Origin of the sequence: Arthrobacter sp. NPDC057013, assembly GCF_042674585.1 — a bacterium.
Lineage (GTDB): Bacteria > Actinomycetota > Actinomycetes > Actinomycetales > Micrococcaceae > Arthrobacter.
Genome location: NZ_JBHUSE010000019.1, coordinates 35,402 through 54,987, shown reverse-complemented (window position 1 = coordinate 54,987; position 19,586 = coordinate 35,402). Strand labels below are relative to the sequence as shown.

Sequence of the window (19,586 nt, the reverse complement as noted above, 5' to 3'; positions counted from 1 at the left end):
GCTACCCCGCCCTGGATGGGAGCCGCGCGGCGAGCCCGGAGAGGAGAATGCCCAGCCCCTGGTCCAGTTCCTCGGCCCCGTCATAGTCGGCCAGCACCGGGGCCAGTGCCCGCAGCTGCGGGAACTGCTTGGCCGGGAGGTGGTGCAGGCCCAGGCGCAGGACCGCTTCAGTTTCGTCCGGGTCAACTACGAATTCCTGGAGTTCGTTGAGCAGGTGACCGTAGAGGAAGGCATGGTAGGCCCGGTAGACGTGCAGGGCATCCGCGGGCGTGAACCCGGCGCCGATCAGCAGCCCGAGAATCTGCTCCAGCGGCCTGACCGTTCCAGGCGGGCGCAGGCCCAGCGGGGTGGACAGCGGCCGGGTCACCAGCAGCGGCACGACGTGCGGGTGCCGGAGCGCGAGCCGGCGTAGGTCGTGCGCGACGCCGCGCAGGGTGGCCTGCCAGTCCATGCCCTCCGGGACAGCCAGCTGGTCCAGGACGAGTTCGGTCAGCCCGTCCAGGAGCGCGGCCCGGTTCTCGGCGTAACGGTACAGGCCCATCGGGTCACGGCCCAGCCTCTGCCCGAGCCGGCGCATGGTGAGCGCTTCGAGCCCCTCCTCGTCCACCAGCTCCAGGGCAGCGGAAAGCACAGTTTCGCGGCTGAGCCGGGGTTTCCGGCCGGCAGCGTTGCCGTTCCCCATGGCGGCATCCTTCCCCTCGCGCGGGCAGCACCGCGGGACGGCGCCTCTTACGTTCTCTACACTCACAGTCTACAATGTAGAGAACGGGTGTGAGCCCGGCCGGCCGTGTAGCGGCGGTCCGGTGAACAGCTTCAGCGCCACGTGCAGAGCGCCGAAGCCCGGCTGCTGTAGTCTCATGGCGGCCCTGCAATGCACCGGAACGAAGAGAGCCAGCCATGGCCGTTTCACAGTTCGACCAGTTCCTTCACGACGCCACCATCATCGACCCGGATTCAGAGGGCACGCTCGGACGCGACCCGCTCTACGGGCTCTACATCAGCTGGTGCACGGTGACCCATGCCCGGCCCCGCGGCGAAAAGTCCTTCTGGAGAGGCATACAGCAACGGATCGATGCCGACCACAACAGCCTGCGCATGACGGGGCCAGCCGCCGCGGACTACTACCTCTCCAGCTACCCCACGCTGGTCTGATGCGGGAGATGCTCCCGTCCGGCACCTACTACCCTGCCGACCGGGAACAGCCCTGCGGCCTGCGCCCTTGGTGCACCACATGCGGCACCGACCAGTACCTGCTCGCCGAATCCGTCACCGTCCTGGACCAGCTCAGCGGTTCCCTGGCAGTCGCTGTCACCTGCTCCTCCCGCCGCGGTTCACGCGTGCTGGCCACCACGCCAGAATGCCTCGCCCCCGTCCTGTCCCGCTCCACCCCCTCGGACGAGGCCGTCGTTCACCTGGGCAGGGACTACATCCACTGCGGAGAACCGATGGCCCCGATGGACCCTGTACGCCGCCAACTGCAACGACCCGTCAGCACCCAACCCGGCCCGGGCGACTTCCTGGGCGCCTACCTTCAAACCCGCGTCCTGCGCTGCCGGTGCCGCTTCCAGATGGAACCACCCCACTAACCCCAACCGTAAGCCGCGTTGAGCCAAGTCCCGCGTGATGGACCCCGCCGCGCTGTTGCCTGCTGGCCGCACATCACCCCGTGGCCGCGATCCGGTCCATGAGAACAGGAGGGCCCGGGCGGGAGACACCGAATTGTGCAGACGTGTTTGCACAATTCGATAAATCATCACCTCAACTAACGGATCCCTCAATTCGCTCCTTGGCCGGCTGCTGCGCCGACAACAGGGGCTTCACCCCAGGATGGGCCGTGTCCGCGGGCTTTCCATGACCGGGCGATCACCGCTAACAGCGTGTCCACGACGGGTTCCGAGAGGTCCACGGGTGCCGTGACTGCGTTTCGTCGCAGCCAGGCGTCTTTGCGGGACTGATGGCGCGTCGCGACCTTCTCGAATGCCGGGACTTCGTTGTTCTTGACCATGGCGTCCGCAATGGGCTGATAGCTGTTGCGTTGTGACGGCACGACGAAACGGACACGGCGCGAGGAAAGTCCGCCCGGCCCGCAACAGTACTCGACGCGCAAATGCGTCAGCGGCCAGCTCCTCTTCCTCTGTGCGCACTCCGTCGCGAAACTCGCCGAATAGCAGCACCCACGCCCGCGTGACTGGGCGGAGAGCACCCGGCTGAAGCACGCCGGCCGCTCTCCGCCCAGCTCCTACTGAACCAGGTCACCCGTTCCGGTAGGCCCTCACTGACCCTGCCCGTTGGCCGCGCGGGAAGGGTGGCGGCTGCCACCTTTACCGGTAACGGACCAATGGCCGGGTACTAAACGCGTGATCTGCCGCGGAGGAAGTGGAAGATCAGGACGCCCACCGCGACGACCAAAAGGATGTGAATGAGTCCACCGCCAACGTTGGCAAGCAGTCCAAGAAGCCACAGAACCGCGATAATGATGGCTATCCAAAGCAACATGAGAGTCTCCTTTGCGGGTTTGCGCGACTTCGCGCATTGAATCACTTACGGCCCAATACTAACCATGCTTAGTATTGCCGCGTGGTGTTCACCGGGGAGGACTCCCCCACGGCCAACCTCATGCTCTCCGTCATGGGCGCCTTTGCGGAGTTCGAAAGGTCCCTGATCAGGGAACGGCAGCGGGAAGGCATCGCCCTGGCCAAGCAGCGAGGCGCCGACCACGGGCGGAAGAAAACTCTCACTCCGGAACCGGCGGCCGAACTGGTCCAGCGGGCGGCTAGCGGCGTCCCAAAATCAGCCCTGGCCAGCGACTACGGAATCAGCCGGGAAACGGTGTACCAGCACCTTCGCCAAGCCAAACTTTCCTGAGCCCCTCTCCCACCACTCCGATCGATCCGCCGTTCGGGATCGAGCGCTGCCCGCGTGGGAACGCCGAACGGGTCTCCCCCGTGGCCACCCGGCCGAAGCGCGCCAGCACCTCAGCTTCGCCCTACTCCGGATAGGGGCAGAACTTTCCCGGCGCCAGCGGGACCGCGCATCAGCCGCGTTTCGCACTGCGGGATGCCGCGGAGCTTCACCGGCAGGCCATGGTCACCATATGCGCGCCGGCCAGCAGTCCCTCAAGCAGCGGAATTGCTTTTGGTAGTCGGCGGTTGCGGTGAGGTATGGCGGCAGGTGGGGCATGCCGTGCACTGCACACCGCCGTCCGCCGGACTCCGGCTCACTGCTGCTCCCGGACCACCCGGATGGTGTCCAGCGACGGGTTTGCGGGGTCGGGCAGGACCATGCCCGCCTTCAGGCCGGACTCCAGGTACTCGATGACGGCCTCACTGATCCGCTCCCCCGGCAGGATCACCGGAATGCCTGGTGGGTAGGGGGTGATTTGCTCGGCTGCGATGCGGCCTGCCGCTTCCTTGACCGGAACATCTTCCCGCGGGCCGAAGAAGGCGTCGCGTGGAAGCATTACGGTTTCCAGTTCCAGACCCGAGGGCGCGGGTAGGTCCACCGGGGCAGGGGCCGGAAGCGCCGGAGCGGCCTCGATGAGAGCTTCTAGGGCGTCAAGGAGCCGCTGGGCTGTGGCGTCGTCATCGGCCATCGACAGGGTGGCCATGATGCGGCGGTGGTCGCTCAGTCCCATGTCAACGTGGCGGTTTTCCCGCAGCCAGTCGGCGGCCTGGTAGCCGCTGATGCCGAGCCCCGAGACGTCCATCAACACTTGGAGGCGGTCTAAATCGTGCGAGGACTCGGCAGCCAGGAGCTCGTCCTCAAGCACATGGATCCCTGGGAGGTCCTCGATGTCCCGGCGCAGCCTCCGGGCCAGGCCCAGGGCGTTGTCCAGGAGCTCGGTCCCGTGCTGGACCATTTGCCGGCGCCAGCCGTCCATGGCCGAGTACAGGATGACGTTGGGGCTGGTGGTCATCAGGAGGTCCGCGCACTCGGACAGGTGGGCGGCATCCACCAGGTCCCCCTGGAGGTGGTAGACAGAACCCTGCTCAAAGCCGGCGCCCATCTTGTGTACCGAGACGACGCAGACGTCCGCGCCGGCACTCATCGCCCAGGTGGGAAGGTCCGCGTGGAAGGGCAGGTGGGCGCCCCACGCCTCGTCAACGATGAGGGGCTTTCCCCGTTTGTGGCACACCTCTGCGATTGCCGCGATGTCAGCGCAGGTGCCGTAGGGGGTGGGGCTGACGATGAGGGCACCGGCTGCGTCCGGGTACCGTTCCCACATCTCTTCCACGTCCCCGGCCGACGGCGGGTGTGCCAGGTGCAGTTTGGAGTCCCAGTTGGGCCGGATCCACCGTGGCTGGATCCCGGAAAACACCAGCCCGGCGGTGATGGACTTGTGGGCGTCCCTGCTCACCAGCAGGTCGCCTTTGCCCGCCGCAACGGCCAGGACGGCCGCCTTAACGGAGAGGGAGCTGCCGCAGGTGGAGAAGAACGCCTGTTCGGCGCCGACGGCATCCGCCATCAGCTGCTCGGCCTTCTTCAAGTATGCGCCGGAGGAGGAGCGGTCATCCAGACCACCCGACGCCAGGACGTCCGAGCGGAAGGTGTCGGCGCCCAGGATGCGCCGGACCCGGGGGTCCGCGCCGCGCCCCTGCCGGTGGGCTGGCGGGGTGAAGCCGTAGCGGTCCACCTCGTGGTACCGGTCCAGCGCCTCCAGGAGGGGAGCCTCGTTGTGATCCACGTCGTTCTTCCTTTCGTTGGAGCGATGGGTAACCTCAGGACCCGGTCAGGGTTGTCCAGACGCCGATGCTGCCGGCCACCACCATGACGGCGGCCGTGAACCAGCCGGGGGCCGTTGGAGAAGGTGGCGCCCGCCTTGGAACAGGTGCAATTCCCGACGGACCGTCGTCCGCTGCCCCGGTCACCATCCAGGGACCCAGAAATGCCGCAAAGCGGCGCAGGAGGGACTTCTGCCTGCCGCTGCGCCCGGTTTGGTCATCATTCCTGGGCAGCCTGGCAGTTTCGGCCTTGCTCATGCAGTCTTCTCCGCTCAGTATCGCCACTAAGCCGCCCAACTGCTAAGCAAACTTAGGATTCCTAGGCCATGGTAGGGCACGAAGCTGGGAGAACACATTCAGCATGGACTCAGGTCCATCTGTTGCGCCTGAAGTAGGCGGCCAGGCCGGCACCCTCTCAACGCGACAGGTCCTGCTGCCGCAGCAAACGCGCGTACTTCGCCAACCACCCCTGATGGAAGACTTGACCCGGCCCGGTGTTCATCAGGGCCGCAGAAGGAACGGGTCGCACGTCGCCGATCAGCACAAAGCCCGGGTAGGTCATCAACGCTCCAGCCACAGCCGAACCGTGCCGCTCGCCCTTTCGTTTCACAGACTCTTCTATGGTTGTCAACGTAGCGATGGCTTGAGGCAGTTGGCATTGAGGGTGCGGTAGATCCGTCGGGCGAGGTACCGTTTCACGCACCGACGGATCTCCTTTTTGGTTAGACCTTCTGCCTTCCGTTTTGCTACGTATGCGATGGTTTCTGGATCGAATGCCATCCTTGTTAGAGCAATCATGTGCAGTGCTTTATTGAGAGTCCTGTCGCCGCCGCGGTTGAGCCGATGACGGACGGTATTTCCGGATGAAGCGGGAATGGGGTTGACTCCGGCCAGGGAGGCGAAAGCTGCCTCGGAACGTACTCGGCCCTGATGAGACCAAGCGGTGAGACAAATGGCTGTCGTGACTGGTCCGAAGCCGGCTTCCTGCAGCAGCGGCGCGGCTTCGCTTACCTCAACCAGTTCGGTGATCCGGGAGCCGTTTGCCTTGATTTCAGCGTCAAGGTCACCGATGCGCTTGGCCAGTCTGACGGCTTCGGAGCGGGCTACCGACACTGCAAGAGGTTCTTCACGGGCCCGCCACCGGGACACCTCAAGTATCTGGCTCCCGGTCAACGAGCTGCGCGCATCGAAACCCAAATCATTCGTCCGGAGCAGGGCGGTCAACGCGTTCACGGTCCTGGTCCGGTCGGTGGTCATTGAATGACGCGCACTGACTAGGACCCGCAAGGCCGCGCGGACGCCTTCGTTCAGCCGTGGCCGGCGCAACTTATCCTCTTCCAAGGCAAGGACGGCAGAAGCGATTCGGTGCGCGTCCAGCGGATCCGATTTGCCAATCCCACGACGCGGCAGCGCGTCCATGCGGGTGGCTTCGGCGACCTGGTAACCGGCAGCTGCGACAGCACCGGCCAACACGGCACCATAGGAAGCGGCGCCCTCGATCACCCATAGAGTGGCCAGATCGGCTTCGGTGCGACGCGCGACCCAAGCAATGGCGCGGTTGATCCCGGCACCAGTCGTTGGGAAATCCCGGTTGTCGATCCGTTCGCCGTTTGCCGCGGCGATGATGGCGAAGACGTGCTTCCGGGCGTGGGTGTCGACACCCACGACAAACGGATGGCAATGCGCAACGATAGTCATAGCGGTTCTGGCACCTTCCTCATTTCGCGGACAATGGTCAGGCCGTTACGGGCCGGTACCAGCCCGGGTAGAGGTCACTTCGGAACAGCACTGTGACGAGCCACGCCCCGCACGGGGGCGGACAATCTTCTGATCAAGTCACCGAGGTGGGCCGGGCAGGTGCCGGCCGCCCACCCAGCAGACGGACATGTCGATAACAGGACACCCTGGGACGGGGCCAAGCGTTTAATGAGTCACGACCGCCGGGTGGAACAGCCTGCGCCTACTCTGCCAGCCAATCCCAGACCAGCCACCCCAATCCTCACAGGCGTTAAGGTAGCGGGTATTGAAGCAGCTGCGAGAACCCCGTGCATGAAGGAATTGGCAGCCTGGTTGGCTCTCCTGACTTTACCCAAGCCTGTGGCTTCTCTGCTGGGGGTTGCGCACGTACGCACGCGACAACTAAAACCTCCACGACACGGCGACGCAAATCATTGATGGGACTCTGCGTCTGTAGCACGTGGCGTATCAGTTCAGGCCTGTTCAAGTTCAAGGGCCTCGCCTAGCATTGCACTGTTGCCCTGGACCCTGGCAGCGCCCCATTTCTACACGGCGCGGCGCCGGAGGAGACATCATGCGAGGCAATCAACCGCCCCCTGCAGCCGGACCGGTGACTGTTGAGGACATCAGGGCAGTCCAAGAGGTTGCCACACGAAGCGCGGCCCTGGATTTCGAGCACGAGCACTCGGCTCCCGAGCTGCAAGTTGCCGTCGCGAGGGCGGTAAACCACGGAGCCACTATCAAGGACGTGGCCTCTGCCGCACACATGACTGCACTGGAAGTGTTAGATGCGGCGGATCGCTTTACCTACCCCGGTGCCGCCATCCTCCCCGAGGCGTCGGGGCCCGTCCAGTGATGCCGGGGCAGCACTTTTGGAGGGGCATAGGATTCCCGCGAGTCCCTGCACGGCCCGGGAGCCGAGTCCATCTGACGGATTCTCCAGACCACGTTGAATGCGGAACCGCCACGGCCCTACATCAGACAAAACCAGGTCCTCGCACCCGGCCGGAAACCGGTACCCCGCCAGTCCGCTTCGGCCTGAGCTCCCCGAGGTCCTTTGGTGACGAGGATCCCCAAATAGTACAGTTCAGCCGCACTTCCGTGCCCCTGGCATAGGTCAGGCCACAAACGGCGCGTTCTGGGTGTGCTGTTCCGGGACACGCCGGATGAGCAGGGCTTCGAAGTCCACCAGTTTCCGGGTTCCGCTGCCGGCGTCCAGGATCCAGAACATTCCCATGGACGGAATTGTTTGGAGTACTTTCCCGCGGTTGTAACGTCGTCCCTCATGCCAGGCCTCAATCACATCCCCCACGGCGAGCTCCCCAGCTCCCGCACGATACCTTCCGCTTGATCTCCCGTCACGACCCCCTCCTTCATTCCCAGCCAGCAGGGCGGACCCCCGTCTATTCAGGGTAGGGGCCGCAGGTTGCACCGGCGTTTCCGGGGAGTGACGTCTTCCGTACGATTAGAACGACCGGACTTATGGTGGCCGGCGCCCTGTCTGACGATCCCGCCAGGGACGGCTCAGGCGCGCACGGACCGCAGCAGCATCTGACGGTGCCTCTACCCGCCGTTTCCGGACGCGGGCATGTTCAGCGCCCGGTCACTAAACATGGACGTGGAAGTGATGAGTGACACCGTTCCGTTACACCTGACAGTGCTTTCAGTCGTACGTGAGTGCGACTTCCAGCTCCAGCTCGGCCAAAACCAGTGGGTCGTAGGGCGCGCGGTTTCCGGGTTCGTAGTGGATGCTGTGGAGGTTACCGGTGTAGCGGAATGATCCGTGGCGTATATACAGGTCCCAGTGGACGGGCCCTCCTCGGTTTACTCCGACGTCAATGCCGCTGAAAGGTGCCATTCCAACAAATGCCCAAACATCTTGAAGTGTCGCCCGTTGGACGCCGTTTACTGACAGCAGGTAGGTGACGCGGAAGTCCTCGCCCGCTATGGCTGAGACGTGGATCTTTTGGCGTCCGGCCGCCAACGTTCCTCCGTTGATGACATGGAGCTTGCCGTACTCGTTGAGGGCAAAATTGAGCTGGCCATCCTCGATGTAGACCGAGTAGCCGCCGCCCTGATCGCCGTGGGACACGAGTACTCCCTGGTACCCCGGCTCGAAGGTCACATCTATCTCAATGGTGAAGTTGCGGAGGGCGATGAGCTTACTGGACCGATACCGTTCAAGCTTCGGAGTGCCAGGCAGCAGGATGACCGGCTTGGCGAGTTCCTCTTCGGCCGGGCGGCGGATGTCCAAGTCCCCTCCTCCGCGCCCATCCTGCAGCGGGAAAACGGTGTTTTCCCAAGCGGCCTTTTCCCACGCGAGGGCAAGTTCCTGGAGCAATTCGGGGTGGTCCGCGGCCACGTTGTGCAGCTCGTTGGGATCGCTTTCAACGTGGTAGAGCTCCCACTCGCCGTCATGGATGGGGGTTCCGGGCTGGTGGTCAGCGACAATCTTCCAGCCGTCGCGGTAGTAGCCTCTGTTGCCGCCGAACTCGGCGTACTGTTCCCGGTGCGTGCTCGGGTGTTTGGCGTCCCGCAGGATCGCTGCGAAACTGACCCCGTCAATCTCCTGGGCCGGCAGGTTGTGCCGGTGTCCGGGATGCTCCAGTCCGGCCAGGTCCAGGAGCGTGGGGGTCAGGTCGGTGACGTACTGGTACTGCGGGCGGATCGGTGATTTCTGGGCGGATGTTTGGAGTCCCTGGGGCCAGGAGAGGATCAGGGGAACGCGGACGCCGCCAGCGTAGGTCTGGCCTTTGTAGAAGCGGAAGGGGGTGTTGGAGGCCATACCCCAGCCTTGCGGGTAGTGCACCATCGCCTGGGGTCCGCCGATAAGGTCGGGATCCCGTTCGACGTCGGGCTGCCAGTCGGCGGGCAGCCCCGGGGTGTGGTTGAAGCGGCTGAAGTAGGATCTGGTGCCTTCGGGGCCGCCTTCGCCGGTTCCGCCGTTGTCGGAAGTAAAGACGACGATGGTGTTTTCCCGTTCACCGAGTTGTTCCAGTAAGTCCAGCAGCCGGCCCAGGTTTTGGTCGACGTTGTCCACCATGGCGGCGTAGACCTCCATGTAGCGCGCGTAGAGGTCCCGGGTCTCCTCGGGCAGGCTCTCCCACGCGGGGACACCGGCCCCGTTTTTGTAGTTGCGGTCCGGCAGCGGTGTTCCCTCGGGGATGATGCCGGCTGCTACCTGCCGGGCGTGGCGCTGCACCCGCACTTCGTCCCATCCGTGATGGTATTTTCCGCGGTATTTGTCGATGTCGACGCGTTTGGCCCCCAGCGGTCCGTGCATTGCGGTGTGGGCGAAATAGAGGAAGAACGGTTTCCGTGAGTCACTGGCGCGCAGGGCCTTGATCATCGACAGCGCCTGGTCAGTGTAGTCATCGGTGATGTAGTAGCCCTCGGGGGTTTCCTCCCGCAGTTCCACGGTGTTGTCGCGGACGATCTGGTTGGGGTGGAAAAACGAGTTGAAGCCTTCCAGCGACCCGTAATAGTGGTCGAATCCGCGCTGGATGGGCCAGGTGGACTTGGAGGCTCCCTCGTTGATCAGGGCATCGCGGGTGAGGTGCCACTTACCCACGCCGAAGGTCGCATAACCGTGACCCTGCAGGATTTCGGGCAGCGAGACAACGTCTTCATCCAGCTCGAGGCGGAGCCCGGGGAAGCCCGGATCAGAGTTGGCAACGCTCGCGAAACCGGCGCGATGGGGGTTGAGGCCGGTCAGCAGCGCAGCACGTGCGGGTGAGCAGACAGGCGTCGTGTGGTAATTGGTCAGAGCCACGCCGGTCTGTGCGAGGTGATCCAGATGGGGGGTTTCGATTTCGGAGCCGAAGGGACCGATGTCGCTGTAGCCCATATCGTCAAGCAGAATCACGACGATGTTGGGGGCACCCTCGGGGGCCCGCTTCTCGGCCGGCCATGCCCGGCGGGATTCAGCGACGGTCCTGCCGATGCTTCCTTCGAAGGTCTCATAGCCCCGCGCATACGGGGGAATCGGTTCCTGCGTCACTTATTCTCCTCGAAGAAAATCTGGTTGTATCGGTTATCGAATTCATGGGAGGCACCCAGCTGGCAGCCGAATACGGGCACAAAGGGATTGGCCTTCGTGGTGGGTGGTTTCGGCGCCGGGCCGCGGGGGGCGATCGGGATCAGGCGGTCAATGGATCCGAGATGGGTGCCGCCACGGGCATGCCGGCGTTCTCCTTGGTGGAGATGCGCGCTGGTGGAAGCGCCGGTCCGACAGCGAGGCGGGCGCCGGGCGTGCGTCCGTGGCCCCAACCGATGCCTTTGCGGTAGCTGCCGAGCAGGCCGGTGGTGTCCAGATGCTCTTCGTCGTGGAGTGGGCTGTCGGCGGGCAGCGGCTCGGCGTTTGGCGCCACGAACAGGGCGTCGACGGGGCAGTACGCCTCACACATGAAGCATGTCTGGCAGTCGTCCTGCCGTGCGATGACCGGCAGGCCGTCCGCTCCGCTGTCGAACACGTTGGTCGGGCAGACCTGGACACACTTGTTGCAGCTGATGCACTTGTCCGGCGACACGAGCTCGATCATGACGCCACACTCGCAAGGTCGCGGGTCCACGTGCTCGGTGCGGTCCACAGAGCATCCAGGCCGCCGACGAGCAGGCGGTGGTGCTGGGCAGCGTCGATGCCCTGGTAGTCCTGCCGTTTGTGCATGCCGCGGCTTTCGGTGCGCGCCAGTGCAGAGGTGTACATCCAGCGGGCGTGCGCGATCATCGCCGCCGCCGAGCGGGCACGGACGGCGTCGCCGTCCTCGGCGTAGAGAGAGGAGCGCAGCTGGTCCCACGTGTCGTTCAGAGCCGCGAGGGCGGGGGTGAGCCGGTCGGCATGGCGCAGGTAGTTCTTCTCGTACGGGTGGACCTGCTCGCGGACGACGCGCAGCACATCCTGGTACCCATCGGGACGACCGGGCGACCCGGTGGGTCGCAGCGCGGCCCCACCCGCCCCGGATACCGCACGGTCCCTGGCACGGGCACCGAGGCCCGAGGCGTGAATCGCGGCCGCGCGTCCGGCCCACACCCCCGAGGACATCGCCCAGGCCGCGTTGTGCGAGCCGCCGCCGGTGAAGCCGCCGCAGATCAACTCGCGGGTCGCGGCATCGCCTGCCACGTACAGGCCGGGCACCGACGTCTCGCCGTTGTCGCCCGCAACGTGCACGCCGCCGGTGCCGCGGACAGTGCCCTCGAGCAGCAGCGTCACGGGGAAGCGGTCCCTGAACGGGTTGATGCCCGCGCGGTCGAACGGCAGGAAGAAGTTGACCTGCCCGAGCCGCATGGCGGTCTGGTCATCCGGCGAAGCACCGTCCAGGGTGCAGAAGACCCGGCTGGTGAGCAATTCGCGGGCGATCACCGAACGCCCACCCTGGCTGCCAGCGCCCTCGAGCACCGAGCCGTCCTCGCGGTAGAACGTCGCGAAGCTGTAGTAGGCCGTCTTCGTGACCGTGCTGAACTCCGGGGCGATCGCGTACGCCGTCGAGAACTCCATGCCTGAGAGTTCCGCACCGACCTCGGCCGCCATCAGGGCACCGTCGCCGGTGTTGACGTTCGTCCCCAGCGCCTTGGACAGAAACGCACACCCGCCGGTCGCGAGCACCACCGCTCCGGCCCGCACCGTGTAGTGCGTCCCCTCCTGGCGGCGGTACCCGCGGGCGCCGGCGACAGCCCCGTTCGCGTCGGTAAGCAGTTCGAGCGCCGGGCTGTGATCAAGGATCCGGACACCGGCCCGGGTCGTCCGGCGGCGTTGGATCCGCATGTATTCCGGGCCCTGCACACCTCTGCGCATCTGCTGCCCATCCGGCCCAACGGGGAAAGGGTACCGGCCCTCATCGGCGAGCTCGTTCATGTTGTCCCAGGTCTGGTTCAGCACGCGCCGCATCCAGCCCCGGTCGGCGAGAAATCCGCCCAGCTTGTCACGGCTGTCCATCGCCGCCTCCCGGGCCTCCTCTGAAGGCGGCACGTACCAGACCCCCGTGCCGCCGGAGGCGGTCGGGCCGGACGTGCCGCAGTAACCCTTGTCTGCCAGGATCACGTCCGCTCCGGCGCGGGCAGCCTTGATCGCGGCCCATGTCCCGGCCGGGCCACCGCCGATCACCAGGACGTCAGCGGTGAGATTCAGGATGTCGGTATTCATGCGGACTCCAGAGTGGGAAGATCGAGTCCCACGACGAGGTGGGCGGTTTAGGATTTTGGGTTGGCTCACGCGGCGGGGCGTTGTTCTCTTCCTTTGTTCTAGACCGGTAGCGGCACCCTGTTGGATGAACTTGCGGGTTTGGCTAGTCCAAAGTGTTCCCGGAGGGTTCGCCCCGTGTACTCGTGGCGGAAGAGTCCGCGGGCCTGCAGGATGGGAACGACCTGGTCAACGAAGACATCCAGCCCGGAGGGCAGCACAGGTGGCATGATGTTGAACCCGTCCGCGGCGCCGGCTTCGAACCATTCCTGGATCGCGTCGGCAACTTGGTCGGGTGTGCCGGCGAAAGTGCGGTGCCCTCGCCCGCCGCCGAGCCGTCCGATCAGCTGCCGTACGGTGAGGTGCTCCCTCCGGCCGAGGTTCACGATGAGCGTGTACCTGCTCTTGGCCCCTTCGATCTGGTCCTCCGAGGGCAGTTCGGCCGGCAACTGGGCATCCAGCTCCAAAGATTCGGCGGGAACACGCAATACCCCGGCAAGTTGATTGCGGGCGTACTCGGGCAGGATCAGGTCATCGAGTTCCTGCTCGAGCCGACGCGCCTCCTCCTGTGTTGACGCGATCACGGGGACAATGCCTGGCAGGATCTTGATCCCTTCCGGGTCCCGCCCGGCTGCTGCCGTGCGCTGCTTCAGGTCAGCGTAGAAGGCCTGCGCATCACCCAGGGTCTGGTGAGCGGTGAAGACCGCTTCGGCATACCGTGCGGCAAAGTCCTTGCCGTTCTCCGAAGAGCCGGCCTGGACGATCACGGGATGTCCCTGAGCGGACCTTGGCACGTCCAGGGCGCCCTCGACCTGGAAGTGCCGGCCGACGTGGTTGGCCTGGTGCACGCGGGTATTGTCACCCCAGATGCCAGCAGCCTTGTCCGCCACGATGGCGTCATCCTCCCAGCTGTTCCAGAGCTTCTGGGCGACGTCCAGGAACTCCGCGGCCCGCTCGTAACGCTCGGAATGCGCAGGCTGTCCCGTGCGGGAGAAGTTCTTCGCCGCCGCATCCCCCGCCGTCGTCACGACGTTCCACCCCGCCCGGCCGCCGCTGATCTGATCCACCGAAGCGAAGCGCCGCGCCAAGTTATACGGTTCGTTGTACGTCGTTGACGCCGTAGCGATCAGCCCGATCCGCTCGGTGACGGCCGCTATCGCGGCAAGCAGCACCGTGGGTTCCAGGCCCCCATAGGGCCGCTGAGTGACGTCCCCATGCAGGACCGGGGAGTCCGCGAAGAAAATAGAATCCAGCTTTCCCCGCTCGGCCGTCTGCGCCAGCCGCTGGAAATGCGCCACATCGGTCCCGGCATGGCTGTTGCTTTCCGGAAGCCGCCACGATGCCTCATGGTGGCCCGTACTCATCAGGAACGCGTTGAGGTGAAGCTGCCTCTGCCCGGCGGTCATCGCTGAACCCCTGCGGATGCGGACGCGTCGAGGACAACTGTTTCGGAGTAGGTGGACGAATCGCCCTTGATGGCCGTGCTGCTGCGGCCGTCCACGCCCACGGGGATATCGCCGGCGACGGTGACGCGGTTCAGCTTGCGTGGCTGGCCGTCGTAGTTGTCCGGGGCGTAGTGCTGGGTGATCCGGTTGTCGAAGAGGACCAGTTGGTTCGGTTCCCAGTTCACCCGGACCACGTTTTCGGGGCGGGTGATGTAGGCCTGGAGGAGCCGGAGGATGTCCTTGGATTCGGTGTTGGACAGCCCGACGATCCGCAGCCGCTGGGCGAACCCGCCGATGAACAGCCCACGCTCCCCCGTCAACGGATGGACGCGGACCACGGGGTGGGCGGTTTCGAAGTGAATGCGGGTGAACTCCCTGCGCCGTTCCTCCGCGTTCGCGTGCTCGAGGTTCTTAGGGACGGAGTAGTCGTAGTCGTTGGTGTGGATGGCCCAGAGCGTGTCCGCGAAGTTCCGCAGCTCGTCCGGAAGGTCCCGGTACGCGCCAGCAGAGGAAGCAATGAGGGTTTCCCCGCCGTACGCCGGCAGTGTGACGCTGCGCAGGGTGGAGGCCTGGGGCGGGTTGACCACAAAGGTGACGTCGGTGTGCCAGTTGTTGGCGCTGCCGTTTTCGCTGTCCACCGGCAGGACCGAGGGCTTCCCGTCCACGGACGCGACCGTGGGGTGGGCGTTGGTGAGCGGGCCGAAGCGGCTGGCGAAGCGGACCTGGGCGTCGTCGTCGAGCACGTTTGCTTCCCGGAACACGAGGGCCTTGTGCACGTTCAGGGCCTCGCGGATCTGGGCGATCGTGTCGTCGCTGAGATCGGCGCTGAGATCCAGGCCGCGGATTTCCGCGCCGATGCGGGATCCCAGTTTGGTGAATTCAAGCTTGGTTTCAGTAATGACGGACATGATTGGTTTCCTTCACAGTTCAGTACGTTGCAGTTCGGTGTGTTGCAGTCCAGTAAGGGCGCGGTTAAGGGGGTGCAGTTCAGTGGACGATGCTTGCCGGCAGTTGTTAGCCGTTCCCGGAGCCGACTGCGGTGCGCCAGCGGGAGAAATGGCGTTCGACGCCGACCAGCAGGTAGTTGACCAGCAGGCCGAGCAGTGACACGGTCAGGATGCCGGCGTACATGTCCGGGATGAGGAAGCTGCTTTGCGAGTTGACGATGAGGTAGCCGAGGCCGGCCTTCGCGCCGACCATTTCGGCGGCGATGAGTACCAGGATCGATGCGGTCCCCGCCATGCGGATGCCGGTGAAAATGGTGGGAACCGCCGATGGCAGGATGACTTTCTGGAACAGCGTAAAGTTCGACAATCCGAGCGAGCGGGCCGCCCGGATCAGCAACGGATCCACGGTCCGAACCCCGGCAATGGTGTTCAGCAGCACCGGGAAGAACGCCGCGTAGGCCACGATGCTGATCTTCGACGTTTCGCCGATGCCCAGCAGCAGCGTGAACACCGGGAGCAGGGCCAGCGCGGCGGTGTTCCGGAAGACTTCCAGCAGCGGGTTCAGGAACCGGTCAAGGGCGCCGTACCAGGCGACCAGGAGGCCCAGCACGACGGCCGAAACGACCGCGATGCCGAATCCGCTGGCCGACCGGCTGAGGCTGGCCGCGAGGTGGTCCTGCAGCTGGCCTTTGGTGATCAGGGTGCCCAGCGCGCCCAGGACATCGTGCAGCGGCGGCAGGAACACCCGGGTGGAGGCCGGAGCGAGGTAAAGGGGTCCGAGTTCCCACAGAAGGAGGAACAGCAGGATCGCACCGGCCCTCCAGAGAACCCGGCCGGTGTTCAGCACCCCGCGCCTGACCGGGGAAAGACCCGCGGCCGGACCGTTGGGTGTCTGGAGAGCAGAGTCGGTGCCAGCCCCCGGCGCGGCAGGAGCTTCAACGGATGCGTGCCCTTCTTTTGTCAGCGATGGTGCCGTCATCAGGCTGCCCTTCCGGTGACGGGTTTCAGCGCTTCATCTGGTGCGGTGCCATCCGGGAGGATCTTGGCATGACCTGCCTGCTGGGCCTTGAGGACTTCGTCGTGAAGGAGCGCCCAGACCTTGTGCCTGTGTTCCACGAACGCCGGGTTGGACCGGACGTCTCCGTCACCGGTCCGGTCACCGAGATCGATCGGCACGATTTCCTTGAGCCGGCCCGGGCGGGAGCTGAGCACGGCGACCCGCTGGCCCAGGTAGACCGCTTCATCAATGCCGTGGGTGATGAAGATGATGGTCTTCCCGGTGGTCCGCCAGATCCGCAGCAGCTCCTCCTGCAGCTGTTCACGCGTCTGGGCATCCAGGGCCGCGAACGGCTCGTCCATCAGCAGAACGTCCGGCTCATAGGCCAGGCTTCTGGCGATCGCCACGCGCTGCTTCATACCGCCGGACAGTTCATGCGGATAGCGGTCTTCAAAGCCCGCCAGGCCCACGAGGTCCAGGTAGGTGCGTGCTTTTTCCGTGCGCTCCCTTCGGCTGAGCCGTTTGCCGTCTTTCCCCGGACCTTCGAGCCCGAAAGAGACGTTGGCGGAGGCCGTGCGCCAGGGAAACAATGCGTACTGCTGGAAGACTACGGCCCGGTCCTTGCCCGGCCCGGTCACCTCTTTGCCGTCCAGCAGGACCTTTCCGGTGTCGGGGCGGGTAAGTCCGGCCAGGAGGTCCAGAAGGGTCGTCTTACCCGAACCGCTGGGACCAACCAGGGTGATGAATTCCCCCGCGGCGACATCGAGCGTGATCCCGTCCAATGCCGTCAACGTGGAACCAAACGGCTGGTCTTTGGTGGGCCTGACGGTGAAAGACTTCCCCACGTTCTGCAGGCTGATCTTGGGCACGTAGGCGTGCGTCATGATGAGGCCTTTAGCAATCCGTTGTATTCGTTGGTGTAGTACTTGGACGGAGTGATGTCCCCGGTGACGATGCCGGTGTCCTTCAGCCACGCAGACCAGCGACTGAAATCCTGGTCCTTGATCTCTCCCTTGGCCGGCACGCCGACGCTCTTCCAGTACTTCAACGTCGCGGTGCTTTCATTACGCTGGCGCTTTTCGATGATGCTCGTGAAGCGGGCAATGACCTCTTCCCGGGGAGTGGTGCGCTCCCATTCGATGGCCTTGGCGACGCCGGTGGTAAAGATCTTCGTGGTCTCCGGGTTCTGCTGGATGAAGTCTTTGCGCAGAACGTACTGGCCTCCGGCGAATGTTCCGAACAGCTCAAAGTCGTTGAACAGGGAACGGAGGCCGCCCTTGGCGACGGCGTTGTCCTGCAGCACTCCGCCCAGGACCCCGACGTCCACCTGGCCGCGGCGGATGGCTTCCTCGGTGTCGTTGGGTGGAACGACGACCAGTTGGACCTGCTTGATCTCTTCCTGGCTGAACCCGTTTTTCTTCAAGTAACTGTTCAGGACCGCGTCAAAGTGCGCGCCCAGGGTGTTGACGGCCACCTTTTTGCCGATCAGATCCCGGGGCGTACGGATAGGGCTGTCGTCCTTGACGTAGAAGCCGTTGAAGGTCTTCTCATCCTCCCCGTAATAGTTGATGACGGCCGTGACAGGGGCGCCCGCCTCGACGAGCTTCACGACCGCGCCGGCAAATGCGCCGCCGAAATCGGTGGCTCCGGTCGCGGCGGACTGGATGCTGGCCGGACCGCTGATGGTGTTTCCCACCCACTTCAGCTTCACATTGCCCAGGTAGCCAAGGTCCTCGGCGAGCTCGGCGAGACTGACACTGTTGGCTGATCCTTCATAGCGCAATTCCGTAACCTCGGGCGCTCCCGAACCGCCCTGAGCAGTGGCCGGGCCCCCACAGCCGGACACCACCAAGGAGACGGACATGGCCGCGGCCACGCCAAGGACGGAGAAGGTTCTTCGGGATATGTGCGGGTTTTTCATTGAGGGACTTTCTACGCGCTTAAGGGGAATTTTTGTGGGGTAAGCCCTGGCCGGATCGGCCGGTGTCCACCATGAGAGCAGAGATGAAACTGCCGCAGAAGAGCGGTGTTCATGCAGAGAAACCGGGCGTAACTGGCGCTCCGCGCGGCGTCGCACAGAGCAACGTGGACGCTCAAGGAAATGCTGCGGAAAGTAGAGAAATTCAGGGCCATTCAAGGCAACGCAACGAAACCTACCTACAGGTACGCGGTCACACGGCGTCAACTATCGTCCGAAAACCCCCGGCAACAACCGGTAGCACGGCTGCGCCTGTGAAATGTGACGCCGCGGCACGGACCCGGTCGCGCTTCGTGACCGTCGCACGCAGGTAGAGGGCAATCGCGGGCCGGAAAATTTCCCAATGTCAGCCTGAATTGTTACAGCGTGCCGATCCGCCACCTCTGCCCCGCTGTGGGCTCGCGCAAAAATTTAGCCGTCCCCAGCCAAGGCCACGGCCACGGCGCGAAAATGCGGAACATGGGCGCAGCCTGCACCGCCGCGAACCGCTTTCTCGTCCACCAATCCGTCGCCCGGGAATTCACACGGAAGTTCGCCGCCGCCATGGCCGCCCTGACCACCGGCCGCCGCACTGAAACCACCACCCAGGTAGGCCCGCTCATCGACGCCGGCGCCCGCGACAACGTGCACGCCTGGTAACTGCCGCCGTCAACGCCGGAGCCACCGCCGTCACCGGCGGGTCGCCCCTGGACGGCCCCGGATTTGTGCCAACAAAACCGAGACAGGACACCTGGCGGCCCAGAACGCCGTAACTGGAGGGCGCCAGCGGCAGCTTCCTCGCTCAAGAGTTCCTCCTCACCGTTCCCGACAGTCTGGGGCGAGTTGTCCTGGCCAGCTCCGCACCGCGCGGCGCTGCAGGGATGCACGGGTGGCAAGACCGCCGACATGCAGGCTCTCGGCCGCATGTATGCGCGCACGGAGGACCGGGATGCCCAGACGACGTGGGCGACGCGCAACCACCAATACGCCGCTGTCTGTGACTGGCGCATCCCCAACCACGCAGCGCTCGAGCGGCTCGCGGCTGTCCGCACACCCGTGCTTATCGCGAACGGCGACAGCGACCCGATGATCCTGCCGCACTACCCATATCTGCTCGCTGGCCTGATCCCGGGCGCGAAGCTGAAGATCTATCCAGATGCCGCGCACGGATTCCTGTTCCAGCACCACGAGGAATTCGCTCGCGACGTGTTGTCCTTCCGGGACGTGGAGGGCCACGCATGACTACGGCCGCGGACGCCAGGACGTTCTCCCTCGGTGATCGCTACACCGTCAACCGCCTCGGATACGGAACAATGAACGACGACGGGAAAAGCTCCGCGAGTGCTCCGGTGCGGATGACCGCCTCACTGAAATTAATGCCCGCCGCTTTCACGCGCACGAGGACCTGACCGTCCGAGGGCACCGGGCGCTCCACCTCTTCGACCCGCAACACATCGATACTGCCGAACTCGTCGTCCCGAACCGCCTTTGGCATGGTCGCTCTCCTCCAGTTCGCCGAGCCCCCGATACCGGCCGAAAGGCCCGGGGACGCCTCGGCCGGAACCGGCCGCCGGCACGGAAACGATCGGGCCCATCAGCCCCGCGTG

The 19,586-nt window shown here is 64.9% G+C and carries 20 protein-coding genes and 2 pseudogenes; 6 read left to right on the top strand and 16 right to left on the bottom strand.

Annotated elements, in window-relative coordinates; genetic code table 11:
* Position 1: 1 nt before the first annotated feature.
* Positions 2 to 682 carry a TetR/AcrR family transcriptional regulator C-terminal domain-containing protein gene (locus ACFTSA_RS19485; protein WP_377953385.1) on the bottom strand — a complete coding sequence of 227 codons (681 nt, stop codon included), beginning with the start codon at positions 680 to 682 and terminating at the stop codon, positions 2 to 4.
* Between the two features lie 215 nt (positions 683 to 897).
* Here ACFTSA_RS19485 and ACFTSA_RS19480 point away from each other — a divergent pair, with 215 nt between their 5' ends.
* Both ACFTSA_RS19480 and ACFTSA_RS19475 read left to right on the top strand, forming a co-directional pair.
* Entirely contained in the window at positions 898 to 1,152 is a 255-nt protein-coding gene (locus tag ACFTSA_RS19480) for a hypothetical protein (protein WP_377953384.1), read from the top strand.
* Positions 1,152 to 1,586, top strand: a complete 435-nt coding sequence (locus ACFTSA_RS19475) for a hypothetical protein (RefSeq protein ID WP_377953382.1) — start codon at positions 1,152 to 1,154, stop codon at positions 1,584 to 1,586. Before ACFTSA_RS19480 ends, ACFTSA_RS19475 begins: the two co-directional genes overlap by 1 nt.
* Before the next feature lie 188 nt (positions 1,587 to 1,774).
* Here the strand turns inward: ACFTSA_RS19475 and ACFTSA_RS19470 are convergent, their stop codons facing one another.
* Together ACFTSA_RS19470 and ACFTSA_RS19465 are read right to left on the bottom strand one after the other, a co-directional pair.
* On the bottom strand, positions 1,775 to 2,047 hold the full coding sequence (locus ACFTSA_RS19470) for a hypothetical protein (RefSeq protein ID WP_377953380.1): 273 nt from the start codon (positions 2,045 to 2,047) through the stop codon (positions 1,775 to 1,777).
* A 302-nt stretch (positions 2,048 to 2,349) separates the two neighbouring features.
* Positions 2,350 to 2,496 carry a lmo0937 family membrane protein gene (locus tag ACFTSA_RS19465; protein WP_377923045.1) on the bottom strand — a complete coding sequence of 49 codons (147 nt, stop codon included), beginning with the start codon at positions 2,494 to 2,496 and terminating at the stop codon, positions 2,350 to 2,352.
* A gap of 78 nt (positions 2,497 to 2,574) precedes the next feature.
* Between ACFTSA_RS19465 and ACFTSA_RS19460 the strand changes: the two are divergent.
* A pseudogene (locus tag ACFTSA_RS19460) lies at positions 2,575 to 2,865 on the top strand (recombinase family protein); the annotation flags it as partial.
* Between the two features lie 352 nt (positions 2,866 to 3,217).
* Here ACFTSA_RS19460 and ACFTSA_RS19455 read toward each other — a convergent pair.
* The 4 genes from ACFTSA_RS19455 to ACFTSA_RS19440 all read right to left on the bottom strand — a co-directional run bounded on the left by ACFTSA_RS19455 (position 3,218) and on the right by ACFTSA_RS19440 (position 6,419).
* Positions 3,218 to 4,684: an aminotransferase class I/II-fold pyridoxal phosphate-dependent enzyme gene (locus ACFTSA_RS19455; RefSeq protein WP_377953377.1), complete on the bottom strand. Its 1,467-nt coding sequence runs from the start codon at positions 4,682 to 4,684 to the stop codon at positions 3,218 to 3,220.
* Positions 4,685 to 4,718: 34 nt separating this feature from the next.
* Positions 4,719 to 4,979, bottom strand: coding sequence for a hypothetical protein (locus ACFTSA_RS19450; RefSeq protein ID WP_377953375.1), 261 nt, complete (start codon positions 4,977 to 4,979; stop codon positions 4,719 to 4,721).
* Positions 4,980 to 5,136: 157 nt separating this feature from the next.
* Positions 5,137 to 5,331, bottom strand: a complete 195-nt coding sequence (locus ACFTSA_RS19445) for a hypothetical protein (RefSeq protein WP_377953373.1) — start codon at positions 5,329 to 5,331, stop codon at positions 5,137 to 5,139.
* A 17-nt stretch (positions 5,332 to 5,348) separates the two neighbouring features.
* On the bottom strand, positions 5,349 to 6,419 hold the full coding sequence (locus ACFTSA_RS19440) for an IS110 family transposase (RefSeq protein WP_377953371.1): 1,071 nt from the start codon (positions 6,417 to 6,419) through the stop codon (positions 5,349 to 5,351).
* 613 nt (positions 6,420 to 7,032) lie between these two features.
* On the opposite strand from ACFTSA_RS19440, the gene ACFTSA_RS19435 reads away from it, so the two are divergent.
* The gene (locus tag ACFTSA_RS19435) at positions 7,033 to 7,314 is read left to right on the top strand and encodes a hypothetical protein (protein ID WP_377953369.1); all 282 of its coding nucleotides are present in this window, start codon (positions 7,033 to 7,035) and stop codon (positions 7,312 to 7,314) included.
* An 807-nt stretch (positions 7,315 to 8,121) separates the two neighbouring features.
* On the opposite strand, the gene ACFTSA_RS19430 is transcribed toward ACFTSA_RS19435, so the two are convergent.
* From ACFTSA_RS19430 to ACFTSA_RS19395, 8 genes are all read right to left on the bottom strand, one after another.
* Positions 8,122 to 10,458, bottom strand: coding sequence for an arylsulfatase (locus tag ACFTSA_RS19430; protein ID WP_377953367.1), 2,337 nt, complete (start codon positions 10,456 to 10,458; stop codon positions 8,122 to 8,124).
* Positions 10,459 to 10,597: 139 nt separating this feature from the next.
* Positions 10,598 to 10,999, bottom strand: a complete 402-nt coding sequence (locus ACFTSA_RS19425) for a 4Fe-4S binding protein (protein WP_377953365.1) — start codon at positions 10,997 to 10,999, stop codon at positions 10,598 to 10,600.
* Positions 10,996 to 12,597 carry an FAD-dependent oxidoreductase gene (locus tag ACFTSA_RS19420; protein ID WP_377953363.1) on the bottom strand — a complete coding sequence of 534 codons (1,602 nt, stop codon included), beginning with the start codon at positions 12,595 to 12,597 and terminating at the stop codon, positions 10,996 to 10,998. Before ACFTSA_RS19420 ends, ACFTSA_RS19425 begins: the two co-directional genes overlap by 4 nt.
* A 98-nt stretch (positions 12,598 to 12,695) precedes the next feature.
* Positions 12,696 to 14,039, bottom strand: a complete 1,344-nt coding sequence (locus ACFTSA_RS19415; protein ID WP_377953361.1) for an LLM class flavin-dependent oxidoreductase — start codon at positions 14,037 to 14,039, stop codon at positions 12,696 to 12,698.
* A complete protein-coding gene (locus tag ACFTSA_RS19410) occupies positions 14,036 to 14,986 on the bottom strand; it encodes a TauD/TfdA dioxygenase family protein (protein ID WP_377953359.1) in 951 nt (316 codons plus the stop codon). Before ACFTSA_RS19410 ends, ACFTSA_RS19415 begins: the two co-directional genes overlap by 4 nt.
* Positions 14,987 to 15,092: 106 nt before the next feature.
* Positions 15,093 to 16,004, bottom strand: a complete 912-nt coding sequence (locus ACFTSA_RS19405) for an ABC transporter permease (protein WP_377953357.1) — start codon at positions 16,002 to 16,004, stop codon at positions 15,093 to 15,095.
* A complete protein-coding gene (locus ACFTSA_RS19400) occupies positions 16,004 to 16,906 on the bottom strand; it encodes an ABC transporter ATP-binding protein (protein ID WP_377953356.1) in 903 nt (300 codons plus the stop codon). Before ACFTSA_RS19400 ends, ACFTSA_RS19405 begins: the two co-directional genes overlap by 1 nt.
* The gene (locus ACFTSA_RS19395; RefSeq protein ID WP_377953354.1) at positions 16,903 to 17,943 is read right to left on the bottom strand and encodes an ABC transporter substrate-binding protein; all 1,041 of its coding nucleotides are present in this window, start codon (positions 17,941 to 17,943) and stop codon (positions 16,903 to 16,905) included. The genes ACFTSA_RS19400 and ACFTSA_RS19395 overlap by 4 nt, the downstream gene beginning before the upstream one ends.
* Before the next feature lie 501 nt (positions 17,944 to 18,444).
* Here ACFTSA_RS19395 and ACFTSA_RS19390 point away from each other — a divergent pair.
* Together ACFTSA_RS19390 and ACFTSA_RS19385 are read left to right on the top strand one after the other, a co-directional pair.
* Positions 18,445 to 18,704: pseudogene (locus ACFTSA_RS19390) on the top strand (aldehyde dehydrogenase family protein); the annotation flags it as partial.
* A gap of 181 nt (positions 18,705 to 18,885) precedes the next feature.
* Entirely contained in the window at positions 18,886 to 19,221 is a 336-nt protein-coding gene (locus ACFTSA_RS19385; protein WP_377953352.1) for an alpha/beta fold hydrolase, read from the top strand.
* A 40-nt stretch (positions 19,222 to 19,261) separates the two neighbouring features.
* On the opposite strand, the gene ACFTSA_RS19380 is transcribed toward ACFTSA_RS19385, so the two are convergent.
* Positions 19,262 to 19,474 carry a hypothetical protein gene (locus ACFTSA_RS19380; RefSeq protein WP_377953350.1) on the bottom strand — a complete coding sequence of 71 codons (213 nt, stop codon included), beginning with the start codon at positions 19,472 to 19,474 and terminating at the stop codon, positions 19,262 to 19,264.
* Positions 19,475 to 19,586: the final 112 nt, after the last annotated feature.